Genomic DNA, 24,415 nt, shown 5'->3' on the forward strand with positions numbered 1-24,415 from the left:
CAGTTTTGATGCCTGAAGGTTTGATGGCTGTCAGGACAATTTATGGTGGCTGTCAGGACAATTTATGATGGCTGTCCCATTAATTACGTTAATTGATTAGAGGTGGAACCACCCGCTGCTCCGTTGAGGAGATAGGGGTGCGAACAGCAGGGGTTCCGAAAAGTGAGGAGTTAAGCGGGGTTTACCTGCTCTGTTGGTTCTGCTACCGGGTTTGATTCGGCCTTTTTCCGTTGCACCAGTTTGTAAAATACCGGTGTAAGAATCAGCCCAAAAACGGTCACTCCGATCATGCCTGAGAATACTGCTACGCCCATCGCCTGACGCATTTCTGCCCCCGCTCCGGTAGACAGTACCATTGGCAAGACACCCATAATAAAGGCGATGGAAGTCATCAGGATTGGGCGCAGACGCAATCTGCCGGCTTCTTTGATGGCCTGAAGTGTGGTCATGCCGCGATCTTCTAATTCTTTGGCAAATTCCACTATCAGAATGGCGTTTTTCGTCGCCAAACCTACCAGTACGATAAAGCCAATTTGTGTGAAAATATTATTGTCACCGCCGGAGATGATCACACCGGTCATAGCTGAAAGCAGTGTCATGGGCACAATTAGTATGATCGCCATAGGTAAACTGAAGCTTTCATATTGTGCAGCCAGTACCAGAAACACCAACAGTACAACTAGCGGGAAAACCAGCATTGCGGTATCACCGGCCAGTATTTGCTGGTAGGTGAGATCGGTCCACTCATAGTCCATTCCCAGGGGTAATGTGTCAGCCAGAATTTGTTCAATTTTTGCCTGTGCCTGACCTGAGCTGTAACCCGGTGCAGGTGCACCATTAATTTCTGCACTGGTGAATCCGTTGTATCGCATGACTCTGTCAGGACCGGCACTTTGCTGGACATCAATGAAAGAACCCAATGGAATCATCTCGCCTAAAGCATTGCGCACTTTTATTTGTCTGATTTGTTCCGGTTCCTGGCGGAAGTTTTCATCTGCCTGAACATTTACCTGATAGGTTCGGCCAAACTGATTAAAGTCGTTGACATAAAGCGAGCCCAGGTAAGCCTGCATCGTAGTAAACACTTCATCGATATTCACACCCTGGCTTTTAGCTTTGGTGCGATCAAGGTCTACATCGAGTTGCGGTACGTTGACCTGGTAACTACTGAATACACCGGTGAGTTCAGGGGCCGCCCAGGCTTTTTGCATTACCTGTTGGGTAACCTGATACAGCTCTTCGTAACCCAGGTTTGCTCTGTCTTCGATCTGCAGTTTAAAGCCACCAATGGTGCCCAGTCCCTGAACAGGGGGCGGTGGGAAAATCGCTATAAACGCTTCCTGAATAGACGCAAACTTCTGGTTGAGTGAACCTGCAATAGCATTCGCAGATAGTTCTGCACTTTGGCGGTTTTCAAACTCATCCAGGGTAACAAAAACGATACCGCTACTGGAACTATTGGTAAAACCGTTAATGTTGAGGCCTGGAAAGGCCACCGCAGAAACCACACCAGGGTGTTGTAAAGCGATGTCAGACATCTCCTTAATAACCGCTTCTGTACGCTCCAGGGATGCGGCATCGGGCAGTTGTGCAAAAGACACCAGATACATCTTATCCTGACCCGGTACATAACCCGTAGGAGTGTCATTGAATTGTTGCCAGGTCAGTGCTAATAAGCCGCCGTACAACAGTAAAATGATGCTACTCAAGCGGATCAGTTTGCCAATACCATTGGTATATGCCGCTGAACCACGGTCAAATACACGATTGAAAGGTACAAACACAAATCGTTGCAATAACTTATCCATCGCTCTGGTTAACCAGTCTTTCGGGGCATTGTGCGGCTTTAACAATAAAGCCGACAGGGCAGGGCTTAGTGTCAGTGAATTAATCGCTGATATGATGGTTGATATGGTAATAGTCAGGGCAAACTGTTTGTAAAATTGGCCGGTTAAACCGGACATAAACGCTGTCGGAATAAATACCGCCATTAAAACCAGTGTCGTCGCTACAATGGGACCGGTCACCTCTTTCATGGCCTGTTTGGTGGCATCGACAGGAGATAATCCTTCTTCAATATTTCGTTCGACATTTTCCACCACCACGATGGCGTCATCCACTACAATCCCTATCGCCAGTACCAAACCAAACAGTGAGAGCGCATTTAACGAAAACCCGAGCATCTGCATCATGGCAAAAGTACCTACCAAAGACACAGGCACGGCAGCAAGAGGAATAATCGACGCGCGCCAGGTTTGCAAAAACAGTACAACCACTAATACGACCAGCAGCACGGCTTCCAGTAGTGTGTTTACTACTGCTTTGATGGAGCCTCTGACGAAAACGGTTGGATCATAAACAATGCTGTAATCCACGCCGTCAGGGAAGCTTTGCTTCAGCTCGGCCATACGGGCACGCACGTCATCAGAAATTTGAATAGCGTTTGAGCCGGGAGCCTGAAAGACAGGTAACGCCACAGCTGGTTTATTGTTCAGCAGTGAACGCAATGAGTAACTATTGGCACCCAACTCAATACGTGCTACGTCGCTGAGACGCGTAATAGCCCCGGTTTCACTGGTTTTGATAATAATCTCTTCGAATTCCTGCTCATTTGCCAGACGGCCTTTTAAGTTGATCAACAACTGGAACTCATTTTCTCCGGTAGGCTGTGAGCCTAATGTTCCGGCGGCGGCTTGCTGGTTTTGTTCGCGAATTGCCGCCACAATATCACCTGGATTGAGGTTCAGCGCTGCAACTTTATCCGGGTCCAGCCACACTCTCATACTGTATTCGCCTGCGCCAAACAAGCGAACACTGCCCACACCTTCAATTCGGGCTAATTCGTCTTTGACTTTTAACCGTGCATAGTTGCTCAAATACAGCATGTCATAGCGATCATCAGGTGAGGTTAAGTGCACCACCATCGTCAGGTCGGGCGACGATTTTTCCGTAACTACACCCAGACGTTGTACTTCCTGAGGCAGCCGGGGGAGGGCGCGGTCAACTCGGTTTTGCACCAGGGTCGTCGCTCTGTCGGGGTCTGTGCCAATGGCAAAGGTAACAGTAAGCGTCATTCTGCCATCGGCAGTCGCCTGAGAAGACATGTAGAGCATATCTTCTACGCCGTTAATCTCCTGTTCCAGCGGCGAGGCGACCGTTTCCGCAATAACTTTCGGGTTGGCGCCGGGGTAATTGGCAGTTACCACCACGGTTGGCGGCACCACGTCAGGGTATTCGGTAATGGGTAACTGCCACACCGATAGTGCACCGGCGATAAAAATCAGCAGTGACAATACGCCACTGAAGATGGGCCGATGAATAAAAAATTGTGACAAATTCATGTTAACCCCCAATCACAACAGTGTCTTGTTGCTGTTGCGCCAGAGTTGGGTGCTGTCGGTTTTCATCAATAATTTGTTGCATAACTTGCAAAGATTGCAGTTTGGCTTGTTCGGCCATTGGCACTTCTTCAGGCGTCACCGCTGAACCAGGGCGAACTCGCTGCAGGCCATTAACGACAATATGTTCACCCGCTTGCAGGCCCGATTTGATTATCCGCAAACCATTGACTTTCTCACCCAGAGTCACGGCACGGTATTGGACTTTATTGTCATTGTCTAACACCAAAACAAACTTGTTGCTCAGGTCGGTTCCAATGGCTTTGTCATCAATTAAAATACCGTTATAGCTGGCGCTTCCTACCAGCTTGAGTCTGGCAAATAGTCCAGGAATAAACTGTCCATCATTGTCGAACACGGCTCTGCCACGAATTGTTCCACTGCTGGGATTCACTCTGTTGTCCAGAAAGTCGATGTGCCCCTGGTAAGGGTAATCCTTGTCGGAGGCCAGCCCCATTAACACCAGATTTTCATGCTCTCTGGAGCTGGGTCTGCTACCTTCTCTGGCCAATTTGACATAATGCAAATAGGTTTGTTCATCGGCGTCAAAGTAGGCGTAAACTTTGTCAGTCGACGCCAGGTTAGTCAGGACAGACTGACCAGCTGTTACGTAGTTTCCTTTGGTAAAGGTGGCGCGGGAAACCCGCCCAGAAATTGGCGCTTCAACGCGTGTATAGCTCAAATTCAGGCGCGCCAATTCCAGCGCGGCGTCCACTGAACTGACTCGCGCTGTGGCTTGTTTCAATTGCGCGCGGCGTGAATCTGCAATTTCCTCAGAAATGGCGTTTTTAGCCAACAGATTTTCAGCGCGTTTGGCTTCTGAAATCGCCAACTCTTTTTGCGCATGAGCGTTCATCAGCTCCGCTTCCAATCGGCGAACTTCAGCTTTAAAGGGTTTGTTTTCGATAAAAAACAACGGCTCTCCGGCGGTAACAATATCGCCTTCTTCAAAGGCTACAATGTCAATATAACCAGAAACACGAGGTCGCAATTCTACGTTTTGCGGTGCTTCCAGTCGCCCGGTAAATTCATCCCACTCGGTAAGACGATGTTCAATCACCTCGGCCACCGAAACGGAGGGTGCCGGTGGTGCGGTGTTTTCTTGTGCGTGAGTGCCGCAGGCGCTGACAACAGCAGCGGTGGTTAACGCGACAGTGACTTTTATCCAGTTGCTAACAGTCATGATAATGCTCCTCAACAAATTCTGACCGGCGCATTATGGGTCTATACTTAAAATAAAAATAATTATAAGATTGTATGCAATACATTTATTTTTGTGATGCTTTTGGCGATTGCCGGGAGAACAGTGATGCGAAATCAGGAACTGAATTTATTGATGGTTTTCGATGCCATTATGACAGAAGGCTCGATAACCCGTGCAGCTGAACGCTTGTCGATGACCCAGCCTGCGGTATCAAATGCGGTATCCAGAATGCGGGTGGTGTGGAAAGACGAATTGTTTATCAAGGAAGGACGATCTATCAATCCGACCTTGTACGCCCGCAATCTTTGGTCGCAAATTCGCGAGCCCCTGCAGGTTTTGGGTAACGCCGTTGCCCCGGAAAATTTTAATCCCGCCACCTCGAATCGAACATTCCGACTGGCAGTAGCTGACGCCATGGTGGATATAGTCTGGAAACCACTGAGAAAAATTATTGAAACCGAAGCGCCAGGTATCAATATTCATGCTATTCCATATACTATCGTTAACGGGGAACAGGTGTTGGTTGATGCTGAAGTGGACTTAGTGATTGGCACTATTACCAGTGGCGACCCCTCCATTATCAGAACCGAATATCTGTATACGCCTAAATACGTATGCATCATGCGCCCCGGACATCCACTGGCTAAGGCAAACCTGACCGTTGAAGAATTTGCGGCTGCAGAGCATTTGTTGGTGTCTTTATCCGGTGACGTAACCGGATATACCGATCAGGTATTAGCACAGCATGGCCTGAAACGTCGTATTGCTATGACGGTGAATCACTTTTCAGCGGTGGCCGATTTGATTGCCGAGAGCGATTTAATTTCGGTGGTGCCACCAACAGCTTTAGAAAAGGCTATTTTTAGCGGTAAGCTGGCCGTTACAAAAACGCCGGTGGAAATTCAGGGGGCTCAACTTTGTAACCATTGGCATAAACGTCAGGAAAAAGACGGTGGCTTATGTTGGTTAAGGCATCATGTTAGTCACATGATAAAGTCACACGCTGAACGGCATTTTGAAGAGCTTAAAAAGCGCTTTTGCGGGGCAAAAGCGGCGTAAATCTGTCGCGCAGAACAGCGCGATTATCCCGCTTTTACCAGCCGCAACCCGGATTGACCAGACAGTAGTTGCTGCTCGCGCTTTTTCAGTAGTTTGTTGTATTTTCTGAAGGTTTTGCTTATCTGAGTGTTGCGTCTGATGTTGTCCATTTGTGGCCAGGTTGCGCGTTCCGCGCTGTCTATGAGATCCTGAATTGCGCCAACCGTTGGATTGGAGAAAATCTTGGCGATATTGCGAACACTGCGTTGCGGCAAGATGTTGATATCACCCACGTATTGTTGTTCTATGATTGATCTTACCTTGTGAATTCCCAGTTTTAAGGCCCGGTTATCTATGGCGTTTTCAACCATATCAAAGGCGTAAATGCTGTTCACTTTCGCCAGATTAAACAGGTGACGCTTGGTTATGGAGTACCAATCGTGAGAATGTTTTTTGTTGCGGGATAAAAAGGGCACGGCGATCGGATTTGTTTGACTAACAATACTGTGGTTTACACCATAAAGTCTTGCCAGACGCTGAAATGGCATATCGGCCATGATAGAGCCATCGCAAAACTTGCGGTTTGGAATGTAAGGCACAATTTGACCACTGGCTGTTTTAGCCCGCAGTTGCACCGGGGAATACACCATCGGTATAGCGGTTGAAGCTCTGACCGCCATCGTGATAATGGCATTTGGTGATGTTTTTTGATTCAGCAGTCGAGAATATTGGTGCAGATCAGCGGGTGACACGGTAATAGTGATCTTGCGTCCGGTCTTTTTGAAAGCTTCTTCAAAGGTCATATCACCAAACAGTTCTATCAGCGCATTTTCCAGATTGGTACTGTCCAGCAATCCGTCCTTACCAAGCCCTTGCCACACAGACCAGCTGCGAAACCTTTCAAAAATTGATTGTGCAGTAAGAACGTCTTTTAATTCGTCATCGGTACGGGTGCCTACCAGCCCGGTGATAATCGATCCGGCACTGGCACCACTAATAATGTTGGGCATTAAGTCTTCTTCCACCAGCGCTTTTACTACACCGCAGTGAAAAAAGCCGAGTCCGGCACCGCCGCTCAGCATTAGGCAGGATTTACCAAAGGCATAATAAGTTTCTTCGAAGAAAGACAGTTTTTCGTAGAAGTCGATATCGTTTTCATCGGCATGATAAATCATGCTCAGGGCTTCACAGACCTCATCGAGAAATTCCTGAATGAGGTTTTTAGTACCGATCTTGCAGTAATTATTTAACTCGGGATTGGCGATATTCCCCAAATTGCCATGGATACCTTCGTGTAAAATAGACATCAGGCCGGCGGGATCGCCTTGCTGGCGGGCGAACTTAAGTCGTTCAACGCGTTTGCGTATCAGGCGATAATCATAGCCGCGATCTCGGTCTTTGGCTTTCCATTCATCAGCCCCCGAAAGCGCGTCATGCGCCAGGCAGGCCTCTTTGTACTCCTGATAAGAAGATGCATGCTCAATGGCTTCTTCAATTTTACCCAGCGTCAGTGGTCTTTGCATAAATCTCGATCTACTACTTCGATATTGCACCAATATAAACTAATAATTTTAGAAAAGGCTACCAAATCCGTAAATTTCGTTAAAAATCGGTTAACAAGCCACAAAATGCCGCTAAAATCCGGTAAAAATGCTACCCGTTAAATGCTGTATAAGGTCTATTTTACATTCTGTACGGCAAAAAATGGTTTTTAGATTGACCATTCTAATCCCAATCGTTAGCCTGTCGCTCAAGCTCAATAAAAACAATATTAAACAGTCATATACCCATGATGGAATTCGTCCAGGAACACTTTATGCTTCTGCTGATCCCCCTTATCAGCGCAGTTGTTGGATGGTTTACAAACTTTCTTGCGGTAAAAATGATGTTTTATCCGATAGAGTTCATCGGCATTAAACCTATATTTGGCTGGCAAGGGCTTATTCCTATGAAGCGCCGTGAAATGGCGGAAATTGAGGTGGAACTGGTGCTGGGTAAGTTGCTCAGTGTTCAGGAGATTGCCGATCGTCTGGATCCCGACGAAATCAGTAAAAACATTCACCGACGTCTCAAGCAGGTTATCCGAAAAATCGTGAATGATGTGATGCAGGAAGCTGCACCCACGGCCTGGGCGGGATTGCCGGCGCAAGGTAAAAACCTGGTGTATGCCCGCATAGAGATGGACATTCCCAATGTGGTGCGCAAAATCATCAGCGACTTTAAGCACAATGTCACAGAGATTTTGGATATTAAAGAGTTGGTGGTGACGCAGTTGGTAAATAACCCCAAACTCATCAATGAAATTTTTCTCAGTGCCGGAGAAAAAGAATTTCCATTTATTGAAAAGTCGGGATTTTACTTTGGCTTTTTATTTGGCATACCAACGATGATTTTTTGGCATTTCTATCCCTTGTGGTGGATCCTGCCCTTGGGAGGCCTGGTTGTGGGATATGCTACTAACTGGATCGCTATCAAAATCATATTTGAACCTAAAAATCCCATCAAAATAGGTCCGTTTACACTTCAGGGTATGTTTTTAAAACGCCAGGAAGAAGTTGCCAGAGTGTATGCTGAGATTGTCGATAAAAAAGTGATGAATTCGGAAAACATCACCGACATCGTATTACATGGCTCGGGTTCAGATAATCTTCTGGAACTCATCGAATTACACGTTAACGACGCAATTGAACGTTATGTCTCTATTACGCAACCATACTTTGCGTTAGGCGTGGGCTCCGCAAACTATTACCGGATGAAACAACTTGCGGCCCGCAGGCTGTTCGATAATACCGGCAAATACATGTTGTACGCCTATGAATATGCGCATGGTGCTTTGCGTATTGGCGATGATTTATGTGAAAAAATGCAGGCGCTGTCGCCAGAGGAGTTTGAAGGCGTATTGCGGCCTGCCTATCAGGCTGATGAATGGAAACTAATTGTGACCGGTGCGGTACTGGGTATGGCGGCCGGATTCTTCCAAATCTACTTTATTTTTAACTAGTTACTATTCAAATCGGCTTAACCGCTTCTGTATTTGCTGCTTGTAACGGGTAGAGTGTGCTGAGCCAGTATGCGTTTGACTCCCTACTTTGCATCATCGCGTTAGCGAAAAGACCAGTGTTTTTCCTGAAACCGGGTATCCTGGAAGCATACAGGTGCGCCGATAAACACTGGCAATAAATAATCTGCTTTTGTACAAGTGCGAAACAGGGCCAGATTGTCGGACAGGCGTTGGTCATGGCGAAATCAAAACAGTCCGGTAGTGGATGAAGATCTTATGAATATTGATACCTTTGTCAGGCAATTACAGATCACCCAATAATACAACTGCTTAATGTTTCAACATTCAAACCATACAGGCTGATCTGATCAGGCTGAATCGCGTACCATTGAGTTAATTGCAATAACCTGATGTTTTTTGATGACCACACTGTATTGGCTACGTAATGACCTGCGGCTGTCGGATAACCCGGCGTTAAGCTACGCTGCTGAGCAAGGCACTGTCCTCCCGGTCTATATTCTGGACACGCGTTTATCCCGGCAAATGGGGGCGGCGTCGCTGAGATGGCTACATGACTCGCTGGAGAGTATAAACAAAGATTTACAGGGAAAACTATTAATACTTGCCGGTGATCCCCAGACTCTTATTCCGGATGTTGTACATCAGTACGACATCGAGAATGTAGTGTGGAATCGCCTGTACGAGCCTGAAACCGTGGCCCGGGACAGTGACATCAAAAAGCAACTGCTTGAGCAAGGCGTACAGGTCAGAAGTTTTAACGCAAATCATCTGTGGCAACCCACCGAAATTGCTAAAAAAGATGGCACCCCTTACAAAGTCTTTACCCCCTATTATCGCAAAGGTTGCCTGGTTGCAGGGCAACCTCGCTTTCCTCTGGCAAAACCTGAGGTGTTAAAGCTGCTGCAAGTCGATGGCGGACTATCTGTCAGCGAATTAAACCTGCTGCCAGCCGTTAATTGGGATGAAAAAATGATGTCTTACTGGCACCCTGGGGAAGCCGGAGCCAAAGAGTTACTGTCTGATTTTCTGGCCGGTCCATTGTTTAACTACAAGAATGAGCGCAACTTGCCGGCCGTGAGGGCAACTTCGCGATTGTCACCGCATTTGCACTTTGGTGAATTGTCACCTAATCAGGTGTGGTATGCGATAGTGGATAAATGCAACATCGAGGGTGTGGCACTGGATAGCCCTGATGTGGATTGTTATCTGTCGGAATTGGGCTGGCGTGAGTTTTCTGCTTATCTGCTGTTTCATTTTCCGCAGATGGTGACGCAAAACTTCAACGAAAAATTCGACAAATTTCCCTGGCGAGCAGCATCACAGCATCTGCAAGCCTGGCAAAAAGGGCAAACTGGCTTTCCCATTGTTGACGCGGGAATGCGTGAGCTATGGGCTACAGGTTATATGCACAATCGGGTGCGAATGATTGTAGGGTCGTTTCTGGTGAAAAACCTGTTGCTCGACTGGCGTCAGGGGGAAGCCTGGTTTTGGGACTGTCTGGTGGATGCCGATTTGGCCAGCAACATTGCCAGTTGGCAATGGGTTGCAGGATCTGGTGCTGATGCAGCACCTTATTTCAGGATTTTTAACCCGGTGACACAGGGCGAAAAGTTTGATCCCGACGGAGACTATGTCAAAACCTGGTGCCCGGAGTTAGGCAAAGTACCGCCCAAACTGGTGCATAAAATCTGGGAAGCGGATGCTAATCTGTTGAGCGCCTGTGGGGTAAAACTAGGGCAAAATTACCCTAATCCAATCGTCGATCTGAAAGCGTCACGGCAGCGGGCGCTGGATGCATTTGCAGATATGAAAGAGGCACAATAAAGCATGACTCAGCAGGGGCCCAGACGCAGGGCTAAACTGTGTTTAGTGCTGGGTGACCAACTTGCGCACGACTTGCCCGCTATACAAGGTCTGGACAAAAGTGTTGATGTCATTTTGATGGCCGAGGTCAGAGAGGAAGCCACCTACGTAAAACACCACAAAAAGAAAATAGCCTTTATCTTTTCGGCAATGCGTCACTTCGCTTACGAATTAAGCGGCAATGGTTTCAGTGTTTTATATCGCAAATATGATGATGCCAATAACAAAGGCAGTCTTTTTGCTGAGGTGGCGCATTTGCTAAAAACCAGGGATTTTGCCGAAGTTATTCTGACTTTTCCCGGAGAATATCGCCTGTATGCCGATATGCAGCAATGGCAGGCAAAACTTAAAACCAGAGTGACGATCAAAGAAGATACCCGTTTTCTGGCTGATAAGGCGTTTTTTACTCAGTGGGCGAAAGGCAAAAAACAGTTGCGCATGGAGTATTTTTACCGGGAAATGCGTAAAAAGCACCGGATTTTAATGGACGCGGAGCAGCCTGAGGGCGGTAAATGGAATTATGACACACAAAACCGCAATAAATTGCCGGATGAGGTGCAGGTACCCGAGCCCGAGAAGTTTGCGCCTGATGATATTACCGAAGAAGTACTGGCGCTGGTAGACGAGCAATTCGGGTCACATTTTGGGGATTTAAAACCCTTCTCTTTTGCGGTTAACCGGCAGCAGGCGTTAGTTGTTTTAAACGCCTTCATCGAGCAACGACTCCCGAATTTCGGCACCTATCAGGATGCCATGAAACAAGATCAGGATTGGTTGTTTCACAGTCACCTGAGTTTTTACCTCAATGTCGGGTTGTTAACCCCCAGGGAAGTAATCAAAGCCGCAGAGCAAGCCTGGTATATCAATGCAGCTCCACTCAACGCAGTAGAAGGTTTTATTCGTCAGATTTTAGGTTGGCGTGAATATGTCAGGGGATTGTACTGGCACCTGATGCCGGACTATAAAGCGCGCAACTACCTGTCGGCAAACCGGCCACTACCTGATTTTTTTTTGGGCGCGAAAACCCGGCTCAATTGTGTCTCAGAGTGTGTCCGCAATACTCGCCAGAATGCCTATGCGCATCATATTCAGCGGTTAATGGTATTGGGAAATTTTGCTTTGCTGGCAGGGATAGATCCCGATGAGGTCAATCAATGGTATTTGCTGGTTTATGCTGACGCATTTGAATGGGTAGAGCTACCTAACGTGACCGGTATGATATTGTTTGCCGATGGTGGCATTCTGGCCAGTAAACCTTATGCCGCGAGCGGCAGTTACATCAACAAAATGTCGGATTATTGCAAACACTGCCACTACGATGTTAAGCAAAAGCTGGGACCATCTGCCTGCCCATTCAATTATCTGTACTGGAATTTTCTGATTGAGAATGCCGAACATTTTTCCCGGAACCCTCGCATGTCTATGATCTACAGTACCCTGGAAAAGAAAAGTCGCGATGATAAGCAGGCAATTCAGCAGCAATCAACAACATTTTTCAATGAGATCAACTTATTGGCAAAAACTTGATCTATGTCAAAAAAGAAAGCGCATTTACCCGCTAAAATATGTCCGATTTGCGAGAGGCCTTTTGTCTGGTGAAAAAAAATGGCAAGCATGTTGGGATGATGTCAGATATTGTTCAAAACGGTGTTCAGGAGAGCGACACTCGCTAAAGCGGTAAACGCTGACATGTTCGTTTTGAATAATAATGCTAGTATTCCCACCGGGGTCTGTTGAGCTTTGCAGTTCACGCTTTGTTCTTAACAGATCCTAATATCACACGTAGTAATAAAAGGAATTGCCATGAGTCGTAGAAATCAGCAAATTGTGGATAGTGAAGTGTCATTCTCTGCCAGTGAAGAACTAGTGTCTACTACCGATTTGCGTGGGGTTATCACCTATGCCAATGAGGTGTTTTGCCGTGTTGCGGGATATGAGCAGGCCGAGTTGGTGGGGAAAAATCACAATGTTGTGCGCCATCCGGATATGCCGAAAATGGCATTTGCTGATCTGTGGGGCAAACTAAAAGACGGAGAGGCGTGGCGTGGCGCGGTGAAAAATCGCTGCAAAGATGGCCGCTATTATTGGGTAGACGCCTTTGTTACCCCAATCTTTGAAAACGGACAAAAAGTGGGTTATCAGTCCGTTCGCAGAAAACTAAATCCAGAATATCGTCACCGTGCAGAGCAGCTCTATAAAAAGGTCAATACCGGAAGTTCCGGGCCTAACCTGTTGCAAAAGCTCGCGGCACTCAGGCTGCCGGGGTTTATTGTGCTTTCTATACTGCTGTTGTGGTTGGGCAGCTCCTACTTTTGGGTAACATTGTTAATTCCTGTTTTTGCGTTGTCTTTGTTTTATCCTGAAATGATTGCTCAGGGGCAATTCAACAAAGGGTTAGCGCAGGAATATGACAGTGTATCCAGGCTGGTTTATACCGATGCCGGGCAAAATAGCGAGGCCCTGTTTCATATCGGTTTTCTCAAAGCAAAAGTCAGAACGATTTTAGGACGCGTGATTGACAGTACACATTCTCTGGATGATGGCGCAAAAACGTTGATGACTGCCGCTCACGCTGCTAAAGAAGGCGTTGAAAAAGAGACGCATGAACTACATCAGGTGTCTACGGCGGTAGAAGAAATGGTGGCAACCATCAGTGAAGTTGCACAAAATACCGTTGAAACCCGAACCCGGGTGGAATCGGCGCATGACTTTTGCCAGCAGGCCACAGATGCCATGAATCACACCATGAAAGAAGTTTCTTCGCTTGCAGATGAGGTGGCGAAATCGGCCAGCTCTGCAGGAGAGCTGGCGCAGGAAGCAGAAAAAATAGGGGGTGTGATGAAGGAAATTCAGGGCATTGCTGATCAAACCAATTTACTGGCACTGAATGCCGCGATAGAAGCCGCCAGAGCCGGAGAGCATGGCCGGGGGTTTTCGGTGGTTGCTGATGAAGTTCGGGCCCTTTCCAGCCGAACCCACAGCGCAACCGAACAGATCCAGACATCAATTTCTGAAATTCAAAATACACTGTTGAACTGGGCTACGACCATGGAAACGGGTAAACAGGCGGCCGACTCTTGTGTGGCCGAAACCAGGCAAACTCAGGAAATCGTCTTTAAAGTTTATGATGCTATTACCGCGATTTCCGATCTGGCGATACAAATTTCCACCGCGGCAGAGCAGCAAAGCAGCGTTTCGCAGGAAATCAGTCGCAATATCGTGAATATCAACGAGGCATCAATGCAAAACCTGGAACAGGCTGAGCTGGTGGAAGTGGAGTCGCGTGCGCTGGATGAGCGGGCCAAAAAGCTGGCCAGTCTCGGATTGTCTTTTGGCGAGTAGATGAGCGTCGTGCTGAGTTTGGAGCATGGAATTACAGTAGAATGCGCAATCTGCTTTGCACTTTTCCCGGAAGTTAAGCTAATTTTCGGGTGAATAGCGCAAATTTTGTCGTACAGCTAAATCGCTACTTGTTAATCAACGGTGCAGGTGCCAAAGTTTAGGCAATAACATTTGCCTGACGATTTTGGAACCGCCCATGGCTGCGAAAATTAAACTACCTCGCTACTCATTCACCCTGTTATTTGGCGCTTTGTTAAGTTGCAGTGCGGTCTATGCCTCGACTTACTATGATTATGATGGCGACGGGCTGGCTGATATCTCTGTCAGAAGAGCCTCAAACTACTACTGGTATATCCAAAATAGTGGTGATAACAACTTTAATTCTGATGCTCAGGATGGCATTCAACGCATTCAGTTTGGCAAACAGGCGACAGACATTCCGGTTGCCGCTGATTATGACGGAGATGGCATTACCGATATTGCGGTAAGACGACCTTCAACCTTTACCTGGTATGTCAAAAACTCCTCTGGCGGCAATTATAACTCCTCGCTTGAGGATGGTATTCAGCGGGTGGTGTTTGGCAAACAGGCCACGGATATTCCGGTGCCTGCCGATTATGATGGTGACAACATAGCTGATTTTGCCGTGCGTCGTGCCTCAACCTACACCTGGTATATTCTTAATTCCAGCGGCAGCAATTTTAATTCAGACAACCAGGATGGTATCCAGCGTATTGTTTTTGGCAAACATGAAGACGATATTCCGGTCAAAGGGGATTTTAATGGCGATGGTGTTGACGATATAGCAGTACGCCGCGCATCAAATTATACCTGGTACATCCGCAATTCTGATGGCAGCAATTACAATTCGGATGTTGGTGATGGAATTCAGCGGGTGGTGTTTGGCAAAGACAGCAATGACATTCCTGTGCCGGCTGATTATGACGGTGATGGCATCACTGATATTGCAGTCAGACGGCCAGCGACATTCACCTGGTATATTCTGCAATCTTCAAATGGTGAAATTCAACGTATTGTCTTTGGTAAAAATGAAGATGATATACCGGTACCTGCGGATTACGACGGTGACGGCAAGGCTGATATTGCGGTAAGGCGAGACGCAAATCAGTACTTCTACATTCGCAACAGTTCGGACGGTGAAATCCAACGCATCAATTTTGGTAAACAATCGGACGACATACCCACTAATGCACCGGTTACGGAGATCACTGATAAGTTAAACAGGATTAACGATACCGGTACTGACAGCAACACCGCTCCAGTTGCGAATGCCGGCGCTGATCAAACTGTGACGGTAGGCGATACTGTGCAGTTAAATGGCACCGCCAGCTCCGATGCGGACAATGATAGCCTGACTTACAGCTGGGCTGTGGCTACAGCACCTGATGGCAGTGTGGCATCGCTATCTGACAGTGCGGCCGCGACGCCGATGTTTTCCCCTGATGTTGCCGGTGAGTACGTTTTTACACTGACTGTCCATGATGGCGCCCTCAGCAGTAGTAGCGATTCTGTTACTGTTATTGCGACTGCGATTAATACACCGCCTGTCGCTAATGCGGGCTCAGATCAAACTGTTACCGTTGGGGATACGGTACAATTGGATGGCTCCGGAACAGTTGATGCCGATGGCGATAGCGTTAGTTACCTATGGTCAATAACCTCAATTCCGGAAAACAGTCAGGCCAGCTTGTCAGATGCAGGCAGTCTTTCGCCGACGTTTATCGCTGATATCGAAGGCGAATACCAGGTCGTTTTGATGGTTAGTGATGGTAATAATGGCAGTAGTCAGGACAGCGTTACCATTACCGCGGAGGGTGCCGTTACCGACACTGGCCCAGACTTTTACACACCTGCCCCTATTGTAGACATTCTGGACAATGATCGCGCGGTAGAGTGGGTGGCTATCAGTGAGGAAGCTTCAGATCTAATGCGTTTTACCTTTGGACCGGCGAGCAGCGATGATGTTCTCGTTGTCAGCGATGACAACAATACAGTCAGTTCTGCGCTCAGTGTAACTTCTTCGTTGGCATCCAATAGCAGTAGCACTGATGACCTGTTGCTCAGAGCAATGTTTAAGTTGATTGCTGAGGACAACGATGCGTTTCGCATTGTGTCTACTAAACACAGCAACTTTGTTTTGGACAAAGCGGATGATTCCGATGCTGTGATATTACGAGATTATCGCAGTGGTAGTCGGGACGATGCTACGGCGGGTTATCTGGCTTTTAGTGTGACAGGCACATCGCCTCTGACGATACAGGCAGTTGCCCGTTATTACTATGACAGTGAATCCGCGGGATTTGTGTCTGATGCTGATTGGACGGAACAATATCTGGATTATCAAAATGCGAGTTTGCAGTTGAGTGCTGACACCGGCAGTGAGTTTTATTTCTATGAACCGCCACTGGATTTTGCAATTCCCTTTGATTTTAATCCGGAGCAAATCGCCCGCGTGAGTAATGACGAGTTGACGCCAATCACCAAAGACGGTGATCTCAGTGATTTGGAACGACAAATCAGTGCGGAATACGCGGCTCAGGTGGCAACGGCAGGTGTTGATGATGAAACCGCGGCCGCTGCAGAGACGATGTTAAATAGTATTCAGGCGACACTGGAGTCTGAAGGCGCCAATATGCGATATGCCGCTGAGTTCTACCTGACTACCAGGACAGGCATGTTAAGCCGCCTTTATGAATCATCAGATTCAACGGACGGCCAGTTGGGACAAAATACGATTCCTTACGTGTATTTTACTAACGAAATGGATGACGATGGTAACCATCATCCCTTTATGGTGATTGCCAGCTACGGGTTACCGGATAGCCTGACCTTATTATGGGATGTACCAAAACCGCCAGGGGGAGGGGATGGTGCTACCTACGAAGAGCAGCAGGTGACTCGCAGCATTCACAAAGAACTGTTTTTAATCAAGGTACCAATTCGCGATTACGGTGAAGTGGACAGTCTCACCGAAAACAATATGGAAAATGATCTGGCCAGTGATGTAGGTTCAGCGCTGCTAAATCATCACACTTATGCCTCTGTGTCATCAACCGGTGTTGCCATTGATGGCGTGTTGATCTATCCCTCTTACAACAACAGCCTGCATGTTTCCCAAAATGAGGCTGAGTTATCTGCTCACGGTATGCACTCTGGGCGGGGACTGGGCGCTCATTACCATGCCGATGCGTTTAGTGCCTATGCCAAAGGGCTAAACATGTACAACATCGAAGACTACGATGGACGTCGCCATCCGCCTATTATTTCATTAGGGTTTGACGGTATCGCGGGCTATGGTATTTATCTGGAAGGCGACACCAGCAGCGACGGGGTTGATGTACCACTGGATGATTTTGGTGGTCACGAGCATGGTGACTATGGTTATCACTATCACTCCTATGCGATTGATGCGGTGAGTGACAAAGAGCAGGTTTCTTACAAAGCCCACCAGTTGCCGCCTTTTGGTGCCTGGTCAGGACGTATCAATGACATACCTGATTTTTGGGATGGTACAGCCCCCAATGTTATTGGCGGGCGCAGTAAATGGTTGGGCAATGAGTAACGTTCCCAGAAAATCAGCAAAAAATCAGAAGAAGGTCAGTTTTATGTGACGTGGATAGGGTAGCTTGTTCTCACTTTAATAGCTGAGGATTTGTGATGGTTAAGTATGTTCAGGCTGCCTTTTTATGTGGTCTTTTTTGGGGGATTGTGCTGACTTCGAGCCGAAGTTATGCTGACCCTGTGGTCACCCTTGGAGAGCCACATTCGATTGATTCTGCCTTGCTCAACAAGAAGATCCCTTTATCCGTGCATTTACCTGAAAACTATCACAGTGCGCAACAGTCTTATCCGGTGCTGGTGATGATGGGGTCTGATTATCGGACGCGGTTTGCAATGCTTGCAGCGACCCTGGATTACATGGCTGATACCCAGATCCCTGCCATGATACTTGTGGGTATTGATTTACCTGAAGGTAATCGCGTGTTACTGCCCAAAGGAGATAAAGCCGACACCACGATTCCGGACAGCTATATTGCTTTTATGGAAAGTGAGTTGCTGCCTTATATCAATCAAAGCTTCCGTAGCGCACCGTTTCGCACACTATTTGGTGCCTCAAATAGTGGCTTTTTTAGCCTGTATACCTTGCTGCAAAAACCGGCATTATTTAACAGTTTTTTTGCCAGCAGCCCCAGTGTTGGGGCCGCCCCTGAGCTACTCACGCAACGGTTAAATGACGGACCGCTTAAGGCTTTTTCTGAAACGCGTTGGTTGCACATTGTGTACAGCGATGACGATTTTGACAATGTGACTCAGTATGTGCCTGAATTCACCGAAAAGTTAATCCGCCAGAAACCGGCGCAACTGAACTGGAAGGCGGACGTCATGGCAAATCAGGGGCACGTACCTGCGACAGACTTTACCACTTTTTTACTGCACTTGTATCCGGATTACAATCCAGCTGAAAATCTGGATAATCTGACACAAATCCAACATCACTTCGCTAAACTCTCTACCCGATATGGTTATAAGATGCTTCCACCGCTGGCTATGCTATTCGATGCGGGGGTTGAGCTGGGGAGGAGTGAAAATTTAAGTGAAGCCGAAAAGTTGTTTCAGCACGCTTTACAACTCTACCCCACAAATAAGAAGGCTTATGTGGGTATGGGCTGGTTGCTCCGGGAGAAAGGCGAAATTGCAAATGCCAGGGAGATGTTTGAAAAAGCACTGCAGATAGCGCCAGATTACTCGTTGGCCAAACGGTTATTGCAAAGTTTGCAGGAGTGATACCCTTATTGCAGGTAAAGCGGCAACCGAAGTATGGGTTGCCGCCCAAAGATTGGTTCAACCAGGTTTCCGTTACGGGGTTTCTTGTTTCTCGTCACCGTCTTTATACTTGTCAAACCAGGCCAGAATATAGCCAATTTTTCGTGCCAGGTTAGAGGGTTTAACCGCAATTCCGTGATAGGCCCCCTGAATACGCACCAGGGAACTTTCTACACCTTCCAGCCGCAGCGCACCGTAATATTGCTCGCTTTCACTCATTGGTGTGCGCACGTCCAGTTCACCGGTTAATACCATCGTGGGAGTGGTAACATTGCCCACCAGTGACAATGGTGAACGGTTCCAATATTGCTGGTAGTCATTCCAGGGACGATCGGTAAACCAATAGCGGGTCATAAAGGTGTAGATGTCGGAGGTACCTATCATACTGGTCCAGTTGATCACCGGCTTTGCTACCACCGCCGCTTTAAATCGATTTGTATTGCCGATAATCCAGGCGGTCAATACACCACCACCGGAACCACCAGTAACAAAGAGCTTATCTTCATCTATATAGCCTTTGGCGATGGTGGCATCCACCATGTCCATCAAATCATTGTAATCTTCTGATGGATAGTTTTTATCAATCAGGTTAGCAAATTCACTGCCTTGTGATGTGGAGCCTCTGGGGTTGCCATACAGCACCACATAGCCTGCAGCCGCGAACATCTGAGCTTCGGTAGAAAATTCCGGGCCATAAGCTGTGTGTGGTCCACCGTGAATTTCCAGTATCAGGGGGTATTTTTTGCTGGCGTCAAAATCCGGTGGTGTGACTATCCAGGCTTGTAATTCCCGCTCGTCAACACTGCTCTTAAGGGTTAATGCTTCCGGCTTGTTTAAGGTTTTGTGATCGAACAGGTCACCGTTCAAATCGGTTAGGGTAGTCAGTGCGCCTTTTCGAGTCATCGCCACCAGATCGGCCGGCCGGTCACCGGTAGACTGGGTATAAATTACATCTCCATTGTCGGTTACCGCATAGTCGCCCGAGGTATAGGGGCGGCCAATACTTTGCCCTCCCAGCGCGTCAGTTTTTACAGTGATCTTGCCATCCAGCGCCACATAGGCTACGTGTTTTTTACCCTTATTGTCATAGCTGAAATAGAGCCCTTTACTATCCTGTGCCCATTTTACATCAGACACAGACCTGTCCAGCTTTGGAGTGAGTTGCCTGATATCGCCACCTTGGGGATTCATTACATACAGTTCGCTGATTTGACTGGATTTGCCATTGTCTTCAAATCCGGTAAACGCCAGTTTTTTACCATCAGGGCTGATGGCCGGATTACTTTCCGGTCCGGTGCTATCGGTGAGTTTAGTGGTTTTTCCGGAACGGATTTCTACGGCGATAAGGTCACTGTTGAAAATATCAAAATCGGCATCTTCCCGGGTGTTGGCTGATACGATGATGTGTGTGCTGTCGTGAGTCCAGGTGAGTGTACCGGCGTAATCATGTTGACCAAAGGTGATCTGACGCGGTGTACCGCCCAATGCGGGTACAACGTAAAGGTGGGTATTGCCAGGTCGGTTCATTCCTGCACCATCGCGTTGAAACAGGGTTTGATCTATGTATTGCGCTTCATCAGCCCAGTTGGCACCTTCTGGCTTGAAACCAATATTAAATACGGACTTAGGTTTGTCCGGTGTAAACATTGAAAATGCCAGCATTTTGCCATCCGGTGAAAAGCGCAATCCACCTGGACTCATTTGTACATCGGTGACTCTTGCAGTGTTGCCCGTGGCCAGATCCCGCAGGTAAATCTGGATTTTACCCTCCTTACTGGAAAGGTAGGCAAGTTTCGATTTATCTGGTGATACAACAGCACCAAAGTGATTCTTACTGTCAGATAATAGTGGTAAATGTTGGCTACCATCTAATGCCACCGTCCATAGATTTCTGCGCAGGGTATCATTCATGATATCCATGCTTCGGCGTTCATACAGGACCTGCTTGCCACCCGGCATTACAACCGGATTAGCTGCATATTCCAGGTGAAACAGATCCTGGTATTCGATGGTCGTGGGCATCGCTGCGCTGGCTTCGTCGGATTGCGCAATAACAGACCCGCTTAGCAGAACGGTGCTCATGAGTGCGAGATGGCACTTTCTTAAAGAAAACAAAATCTTAGGTGTATACTTCATGCAATTAAACCTCTTGATGATAAAATCTCTGCAGTGTCAGAGATGTTGTCTTTTGTTTTAAATTTGTTTTTCGACATTAAAAAATATCTTGTCACCGGCAATGGCGAATGTTGAATGACAGGACGAAACAGATAACAGGCCAGGTTACTGAGCTTCTATGGCATCAAAAACGGCCACCACAGACTGGGTCAGTTTGTGTTTTGGTGCGTAGTGGACTAAGGGTTTTTGTACCTGATGGGATTCCCGCATTTTCACTGACTGCGCGATGTATTGGGGGATCACCGGGTAACCTTGCTCCAGCAAATCATCAATGATTTTGCCGGGCAGTTTCGCATTAGTCATATATTGATTGGCTATGATCCCCTCGATAGTTAAATCTTCATTGTGATCTTCGGTGATCTCCGCGATTTGGTGGTGCAAACTGAGCAGCCCCTGAATCGCAAAATCGTCACAATCTATAGGTATTAGCACGGTATCTGCGCCAATTAACGCCGATAAGCTGTAAAAATTCAGAGCGGGAGGTGTATCAATAAAAATGCGATCAAATTCTTTGCTGAGTTTCTGCAGCGCTTCACGCAGTTTATAAATTTTATGGCGACTATCCAGTTCGCTCTCAATGTCTGCCAGGTTAGGTGAACCTGGGATAATAAACAAATTGTCGTACTGCGTCGGCTGACAATATTCAATGGCTGGTTTTTTGCGGATATGGAAGGTGATTGTCTGGTCGAATAATTCAAAAATGCTGTCTTCTTTACTGGCATTTTCCTGTTGCAGATAGCGGCTGGCATTGCACTGAGTGTCTAAATCCAGTACCAGGGTTTTTAGCCCTTTACTGGCGGCTATTGCAGCCAGATTTACCGTTAAACTGGATTTTCCTACGCCACCTTTTTTATTAAACAAGACTCTTATCATGTTATTTCCTGTTACTCACTTTCGGTCATTGTGACGCTTGTCTAGAATTAAGCTCATTGATAATGATGATAATCAGCATAGTCATGAAATAGTTGCTGATTGTGTTTTTAGCAGGCTACTATCAAGTCTACGTAATTTACGGAACCTTAAACAAAATCGCAATGGATTCCTGATACTAATACGGCACAGCGCGAAGGATAATCATGAAGACAGCTGAACGAATTTTACTAACTGCTCTGGAACTTTTTAACGACAGTGGCGAAAACAATGTAAGTTGCGTGGAAATTGCACTTGAATTAGATATCAGTCCGGGTAACCTTTATTACCATTATAAAGGTAAGGAAGTGATGGTGATAGCGCTGTTTGAAATGTACAAAGAGCGTATGGATAAAATCTTAAATTCACCCCAGAATGTCGATTTAAAGATTGAAGAATTTTTTTACTTCCTGGTGATGGTATTGCAAAGCAGCCATATGTTTCGCTTCCTGTACCACAACCCGGCAGATTTAATGGCTAAGTACCCGTCTATTGGCAAAGGGTTTAAACGATTAATACAGAGCCGGGAAAAGAGCTTTAATATGTTGTTGTCGCGCTATGTTACGCAGGGCAATATGATGCTAAATGCCAGTCAACAACATCATTTGGTACGGCTGATTTCGATGGTTTTCACTCAGGCCACCAATTATTATTTGCTTAAAGGGGAAGACATCGAGAGTGAACACTATATTTATGAGTGTTTGGGAGATGTCCTGTTTGCACTAACGCCTTACATGAATATTGATGAAGCAGAAATTACCTCATTATATGCCATGATAGAACGTGAAGAATTTTGACTTATGATTACAATGGTACAGGTAGGCACAATTCTAAAAATTATCTAGCGTACTTGCACAACACACATGAAAGCTATCGCTCGCAGGCCAGGTGAGCAGGGATTACAAAATGAGCACAAGCATTCCATTTCTGGATAAAACTTTTTGGATAACCGAATCCGAAGACAATCCAAAACACGTCGCCAGTTTACAACTGTTGGAAATGCCCGAAGGTGCTCCTGATGATTACATCGAGCAGCTGGTGGCAAAACTACGGAGTTATAATAAGGCCGTAGCCCCCTTTAACTATCGGGTTAAATCCATCGGCCCATATCCTATCAAATTTGCACCGATGGAAGAGCTGGACATGGAGTACCATGTTCAGGTCAAAGAGGTGGAAGACGTCGCTGATAAGCAGGAATTACATAAGCTGGTGGCACGGTTACACGAGCCGCGCCTGGAGCGCAACAGGCCACTGTGGCAATACACGGTGATCAAAGGAAAGTCCGGTAAGCAGTTTGCTATGTATGCCAAAATTCATCATATGTATGGCGATGGTGCCACTATGGTCAAATGGTTTCAGGCGGGTTATTTACCTGACCCACAATTAGATGAGTTTACCCCGGTCTGGGCGGTTGAACGCAAACGTCGGCCCAGACCTAAAATCAATCCAGTTGTAGGATTTTTTAAAGGATTATGGGAATTTATCATTGCCTTTAAAGATATTCTCATCATCCTGCTGCGGTTACTGATGAAGATACTGCGGGTCAATCCCACTTATATGCCGATCCCTTTTTCCGGCACCAAGACCATGTTAACAGGGCAGGTGAAACGGGGGCGCACGGTGGCTACGGTCGACATGGACTTTGCCCGTGTTCAGTCGGTGGGTAAACGTCTCAGAGCAACAGTAAATGAAGTCTTGTTGTGTTGTTTTGATATTGGTGTGCATCAGTTTTTAACCGATCATGGCCACACATTTGAAAAAGCACTTTACACGAATATGCCGATAAACCTGCGCAAACCCGGGGAACAAACCGGTGGCAATAAGATAGCCATAGTGCCGGTGAAGCTGGCCCATGGAAAATCCGATCCGATATTGCGGCTGCGCCAAATTATTGAAAACCATCGGGTCGTAAAGCTGGCTGCAAAGCGTGCCCATTCAGGAGCATTCAGTTATTACACTGTGCTGATTCAAACCTTTGCCTTGCTGTTTGAAGTATTGCGCATGTCGTCACTGGTGAAGCCCATTGCCAATATTCTGATATCCAACGTCCCGGGTCCGGCAGAAACCCGTTATTTTGGTGATGCAAAATTGTTGGCTGTCTACCCCATTTCTACGATTGTTCCCGGCGGCGGTGTGAACATCACCTTATTGACCTACAACAACATAGCCAATGTGGGAATTGTTTGCTGCGATACCAATATCAAGAGTCTGGAAAGCATGGCGCTGTACTTCAATGATGCGTTTGAACTGCTGGAGAAAGCCATTGATGATCCAACCCTGACAATTGAAGACATCGGTGAACGTATCGTTGATATGCCCAGGACTCTGGTGGACGATGACCCTTACAAGCACGATGATGATGATGAGCATCATGAAACCCGGCCTCAATTGGAAAAATCAGCCTGATAACCGATTACAGACAACAGAGAGCCACCTAAGGGTGGCTTTTTTGAATACAGTTAACGGTCGAAAATCAACAGCGCGATGAATCAGCGAATACAAACGTTCAATTATCCTGCATTTTGTGCTGTTTATCGATTCATCGAGGATACCCTTTAACTGGTAGCATTTACCGCGATTTCCCTTCTTTTTCTGGATAATATTTAAGCATCTGAAACA

General features: G+C 46.9%; 14 protein-coding genes and 2 pseudogenes. 10 read left to right on the forward strand and 6 right to left on the reverse strand.

The genetic code is table 11. The features are described 5' to 3' along the window. Positions 1 to 170: 170 nt before the first annotated feature. Together AC0J20_RS05725 and AC0J20_RS05730 are read right to left on the reverse strand one after the other, a co-directional pair. Positions 171 to 3,341: an efflux RND transporter permease subunit gene (locus AC0J20_RS05725; protein WP_229530648.1), complete on the reverse strand. Its 3,171-nt coding sequence runs from the start codon at positions 3,339 to 3,341 to the stop codon at positions 171 to 173. A gap of 1 nt (position 3,342) precedes the next feature. Then, entirely contained in the window at positions 3,343 to 4,581 is a 1,239-nt protein-coding gene (locus AC0J20_RS05730) for an efflux RND transporter periplasmic adaptor subunit (RefSeq protein WP_473020957.1), read from the reverse strand. A gap of 126 nt (positions 4,582 to 4,707) precedes the next feature. Between AC0J20_RS05730 and AC0J20_RS05735 the strand changes: the two genes are divergently transcribed. After that, complete coding sequence (locus AC0J20_RS05735; RefSeq protein ID WP_473020958.1) at positions 4,708 to 5,661, forward strand: LysR family transcriptional regulator; 954 nt, start codon at positions 4,708 to 4,710, stop codon at positions 5,659 to 5,661. Between the two features lie 23 nt (positions 5,662 to 5,684). Here the strand turns inward: AC0J20_RS05735 and AC0J20_RS05740 are convergent, their stop codons facing one another. Then, the gene (locus tag AC0J20_RS05740; RefSeq protein WP_473020959.1) at positions 5,685 to 7,163 is read right to left on the reverse strand and encodes a DUF3336 domain-containing protein; all 1,479 of its coding nucleotides are present in this window, start codon (positions 7,161 to 7,163) and stop codon (positions 5,685 to 5,687) included. Between the two features lie 269 nt (positions 7,164 to 7,432). Here AC0J20_RS05740 and AC0J20_RS05745 point away from each other — a divergent pair, with 269 nt between their 5' ends. After that, positions 7,433 to 8,641, forward strand: coding sequence for a DUF445 domain-containing protein (locus AC0J20_RS05745; protein WP_473021062.1), 1,209 nt, complete (start codon positions 7,433 to 7,435; stop codon positions 8,639 to 8,641). Between the two features lie 101 nt (positions 8,642 to 8,742). Here AC0J20_RS05745 and AC0J20_RS05750 read toward each other — a convergent pair. Further along, positions 8,743 to 8,874: pseudogene (locus AC0J20_RS05750) on the reverse strand (hypothetical protein); the annotation flags it as partial. Positions 8,875 to 9,061: 187 nt separating this feature from the next. Between AC0J20_RS05750 and AC0J20_RS05755 the strand changes: the two are divergent. From AC0J20_RS05755 to AC0J20_RS05780, 6 genes and pseudogenes are all read left to right on the forward strand, one after another. Then, complete coding sequence (locus tag AC0J20_RS05755) at positions 9,062 to 10,486, forward strand: cryptochrome/photolyase family protein (RefSeq protein WP_473020960.1); 1,425 nt, start codon at positions 9,062 to 9,064, stop codon at positions 10,484 to 10,486. Between the two features lie 3 nt (positions 10,487 to 10,489). Continuing rightward, a complete protein-coding gene (locus AC0J20_RS05760) occupies positions 10,490 to 12,052 on the forward strand; it encodes a cryptochrome/photolyase family protein (protein WP_473020961.1) in 1,563 nt (520 codons plus the stop codon). Positions 12,053 to 12,055: 3 nt separating this feature from the next. Next, positions 12,056 to 12,206: pseudogene (locus tag AC0J20_RS05765) on the forward strand (DUF2256 domain-containing protein). A gap of 122 nt (positions 12,207 to 12,328) precedes the next feature. Then, positions 12,329 to 13,867, forward strand: coding sequence for a methyl-accepting chemotaxis protein (locus AC0J20_RS05770; protein WP_473020962.1), 1,539 nt, complete (start codon positions 12,329 to 12,331; stop codon positions 13,865 to 13,867). A 196-nt stretch (positions 13,868 to 14,063) separates the two neighbouring features. Next, positions 14,064 to 17,450, forward strand: a complete 3,387-nt coding sequence (locus AC0J20_RS05775; RefSeq protein WP_473020963.1) for an FG-GAP repeat domain-containing protein — start codon at positions 14,064 to 14,066, stop codon at positions 17,448 to 17,450. A gap of 95 nt (positions 17,451 to 17,545) precedes the next feature. Then, entirely contained in the window at positions 17,546 to 18,673 is a 1,128-nt protein-coding gene (locus AC0J20_RS05780; protein ID WP_473020964.1) for an alpha/beta hydrolase-fold protein, read from the forward strand. A gap of 72 nt (positions 18,674 to 18,745) precedes the next feature. Here the strand turns inward: AC0J20_RS05780 and AC0J20_RS05785 are convergent, their stop codons facing one another. Continuing rightward, positions 18,746 to 20,794: a S9 family peptidase gene (locus AC0J20_RS05785; protein ID WP_473020965.1), complete on the reverse strand. Its 2,049-nt coding sequence runs from the start codon at positions 20,792 to 20,794 to the stop codon at positions 18,746 to 18,748. A gap of 198 nt (positions 20,795 to 20,992) precedes the next feature. Beyond that, positions 20,993 to 21,760: a ParA family protein gene (locus AC0J20_RS05790; protein ID WP_473020966.1), complete on the reverse strand. Its 768-nt coding sequence runs from the start codon at positions 21,758 to 21,760 to the stop codon at positions 20,993 to 20,995. A 203-nt stretch (positions 21,761 to 21,963) separates the two neighbouring features. Between AC0J20_RS05790 and AC0J20_RS05795 the strand changes: the two genes are divergently transcribed. After that, complete coding sequence (locus tag AC0J20_RS05795; protein WP_229530664.1) at positions 21,964 to 22,593, forward strand: TetR/AcrR family transcriptional regulator; 630 nt, start codon at positions 21,964 to 21,966, stop codon at positions 22,591 to 22,593. 109 nt (positions 22,594 to 22,702) lie between these two features. Then, entirely contained in the window at positions 22,703 to 24,202 is a 1,500-nt protein-coding gene (locus AC0J20_RS05800; RefSeq protein ID WP_229530665.1) for a wax ester/triacylglycerol synthase domain-containing protein, read from the forward strand. Positions 24,203 to 24,415 lie beyond the last annotated feature (213 nt).

It is taken from the genome of Planctobacterium sp. R6 (assembly GCF_055755215.1).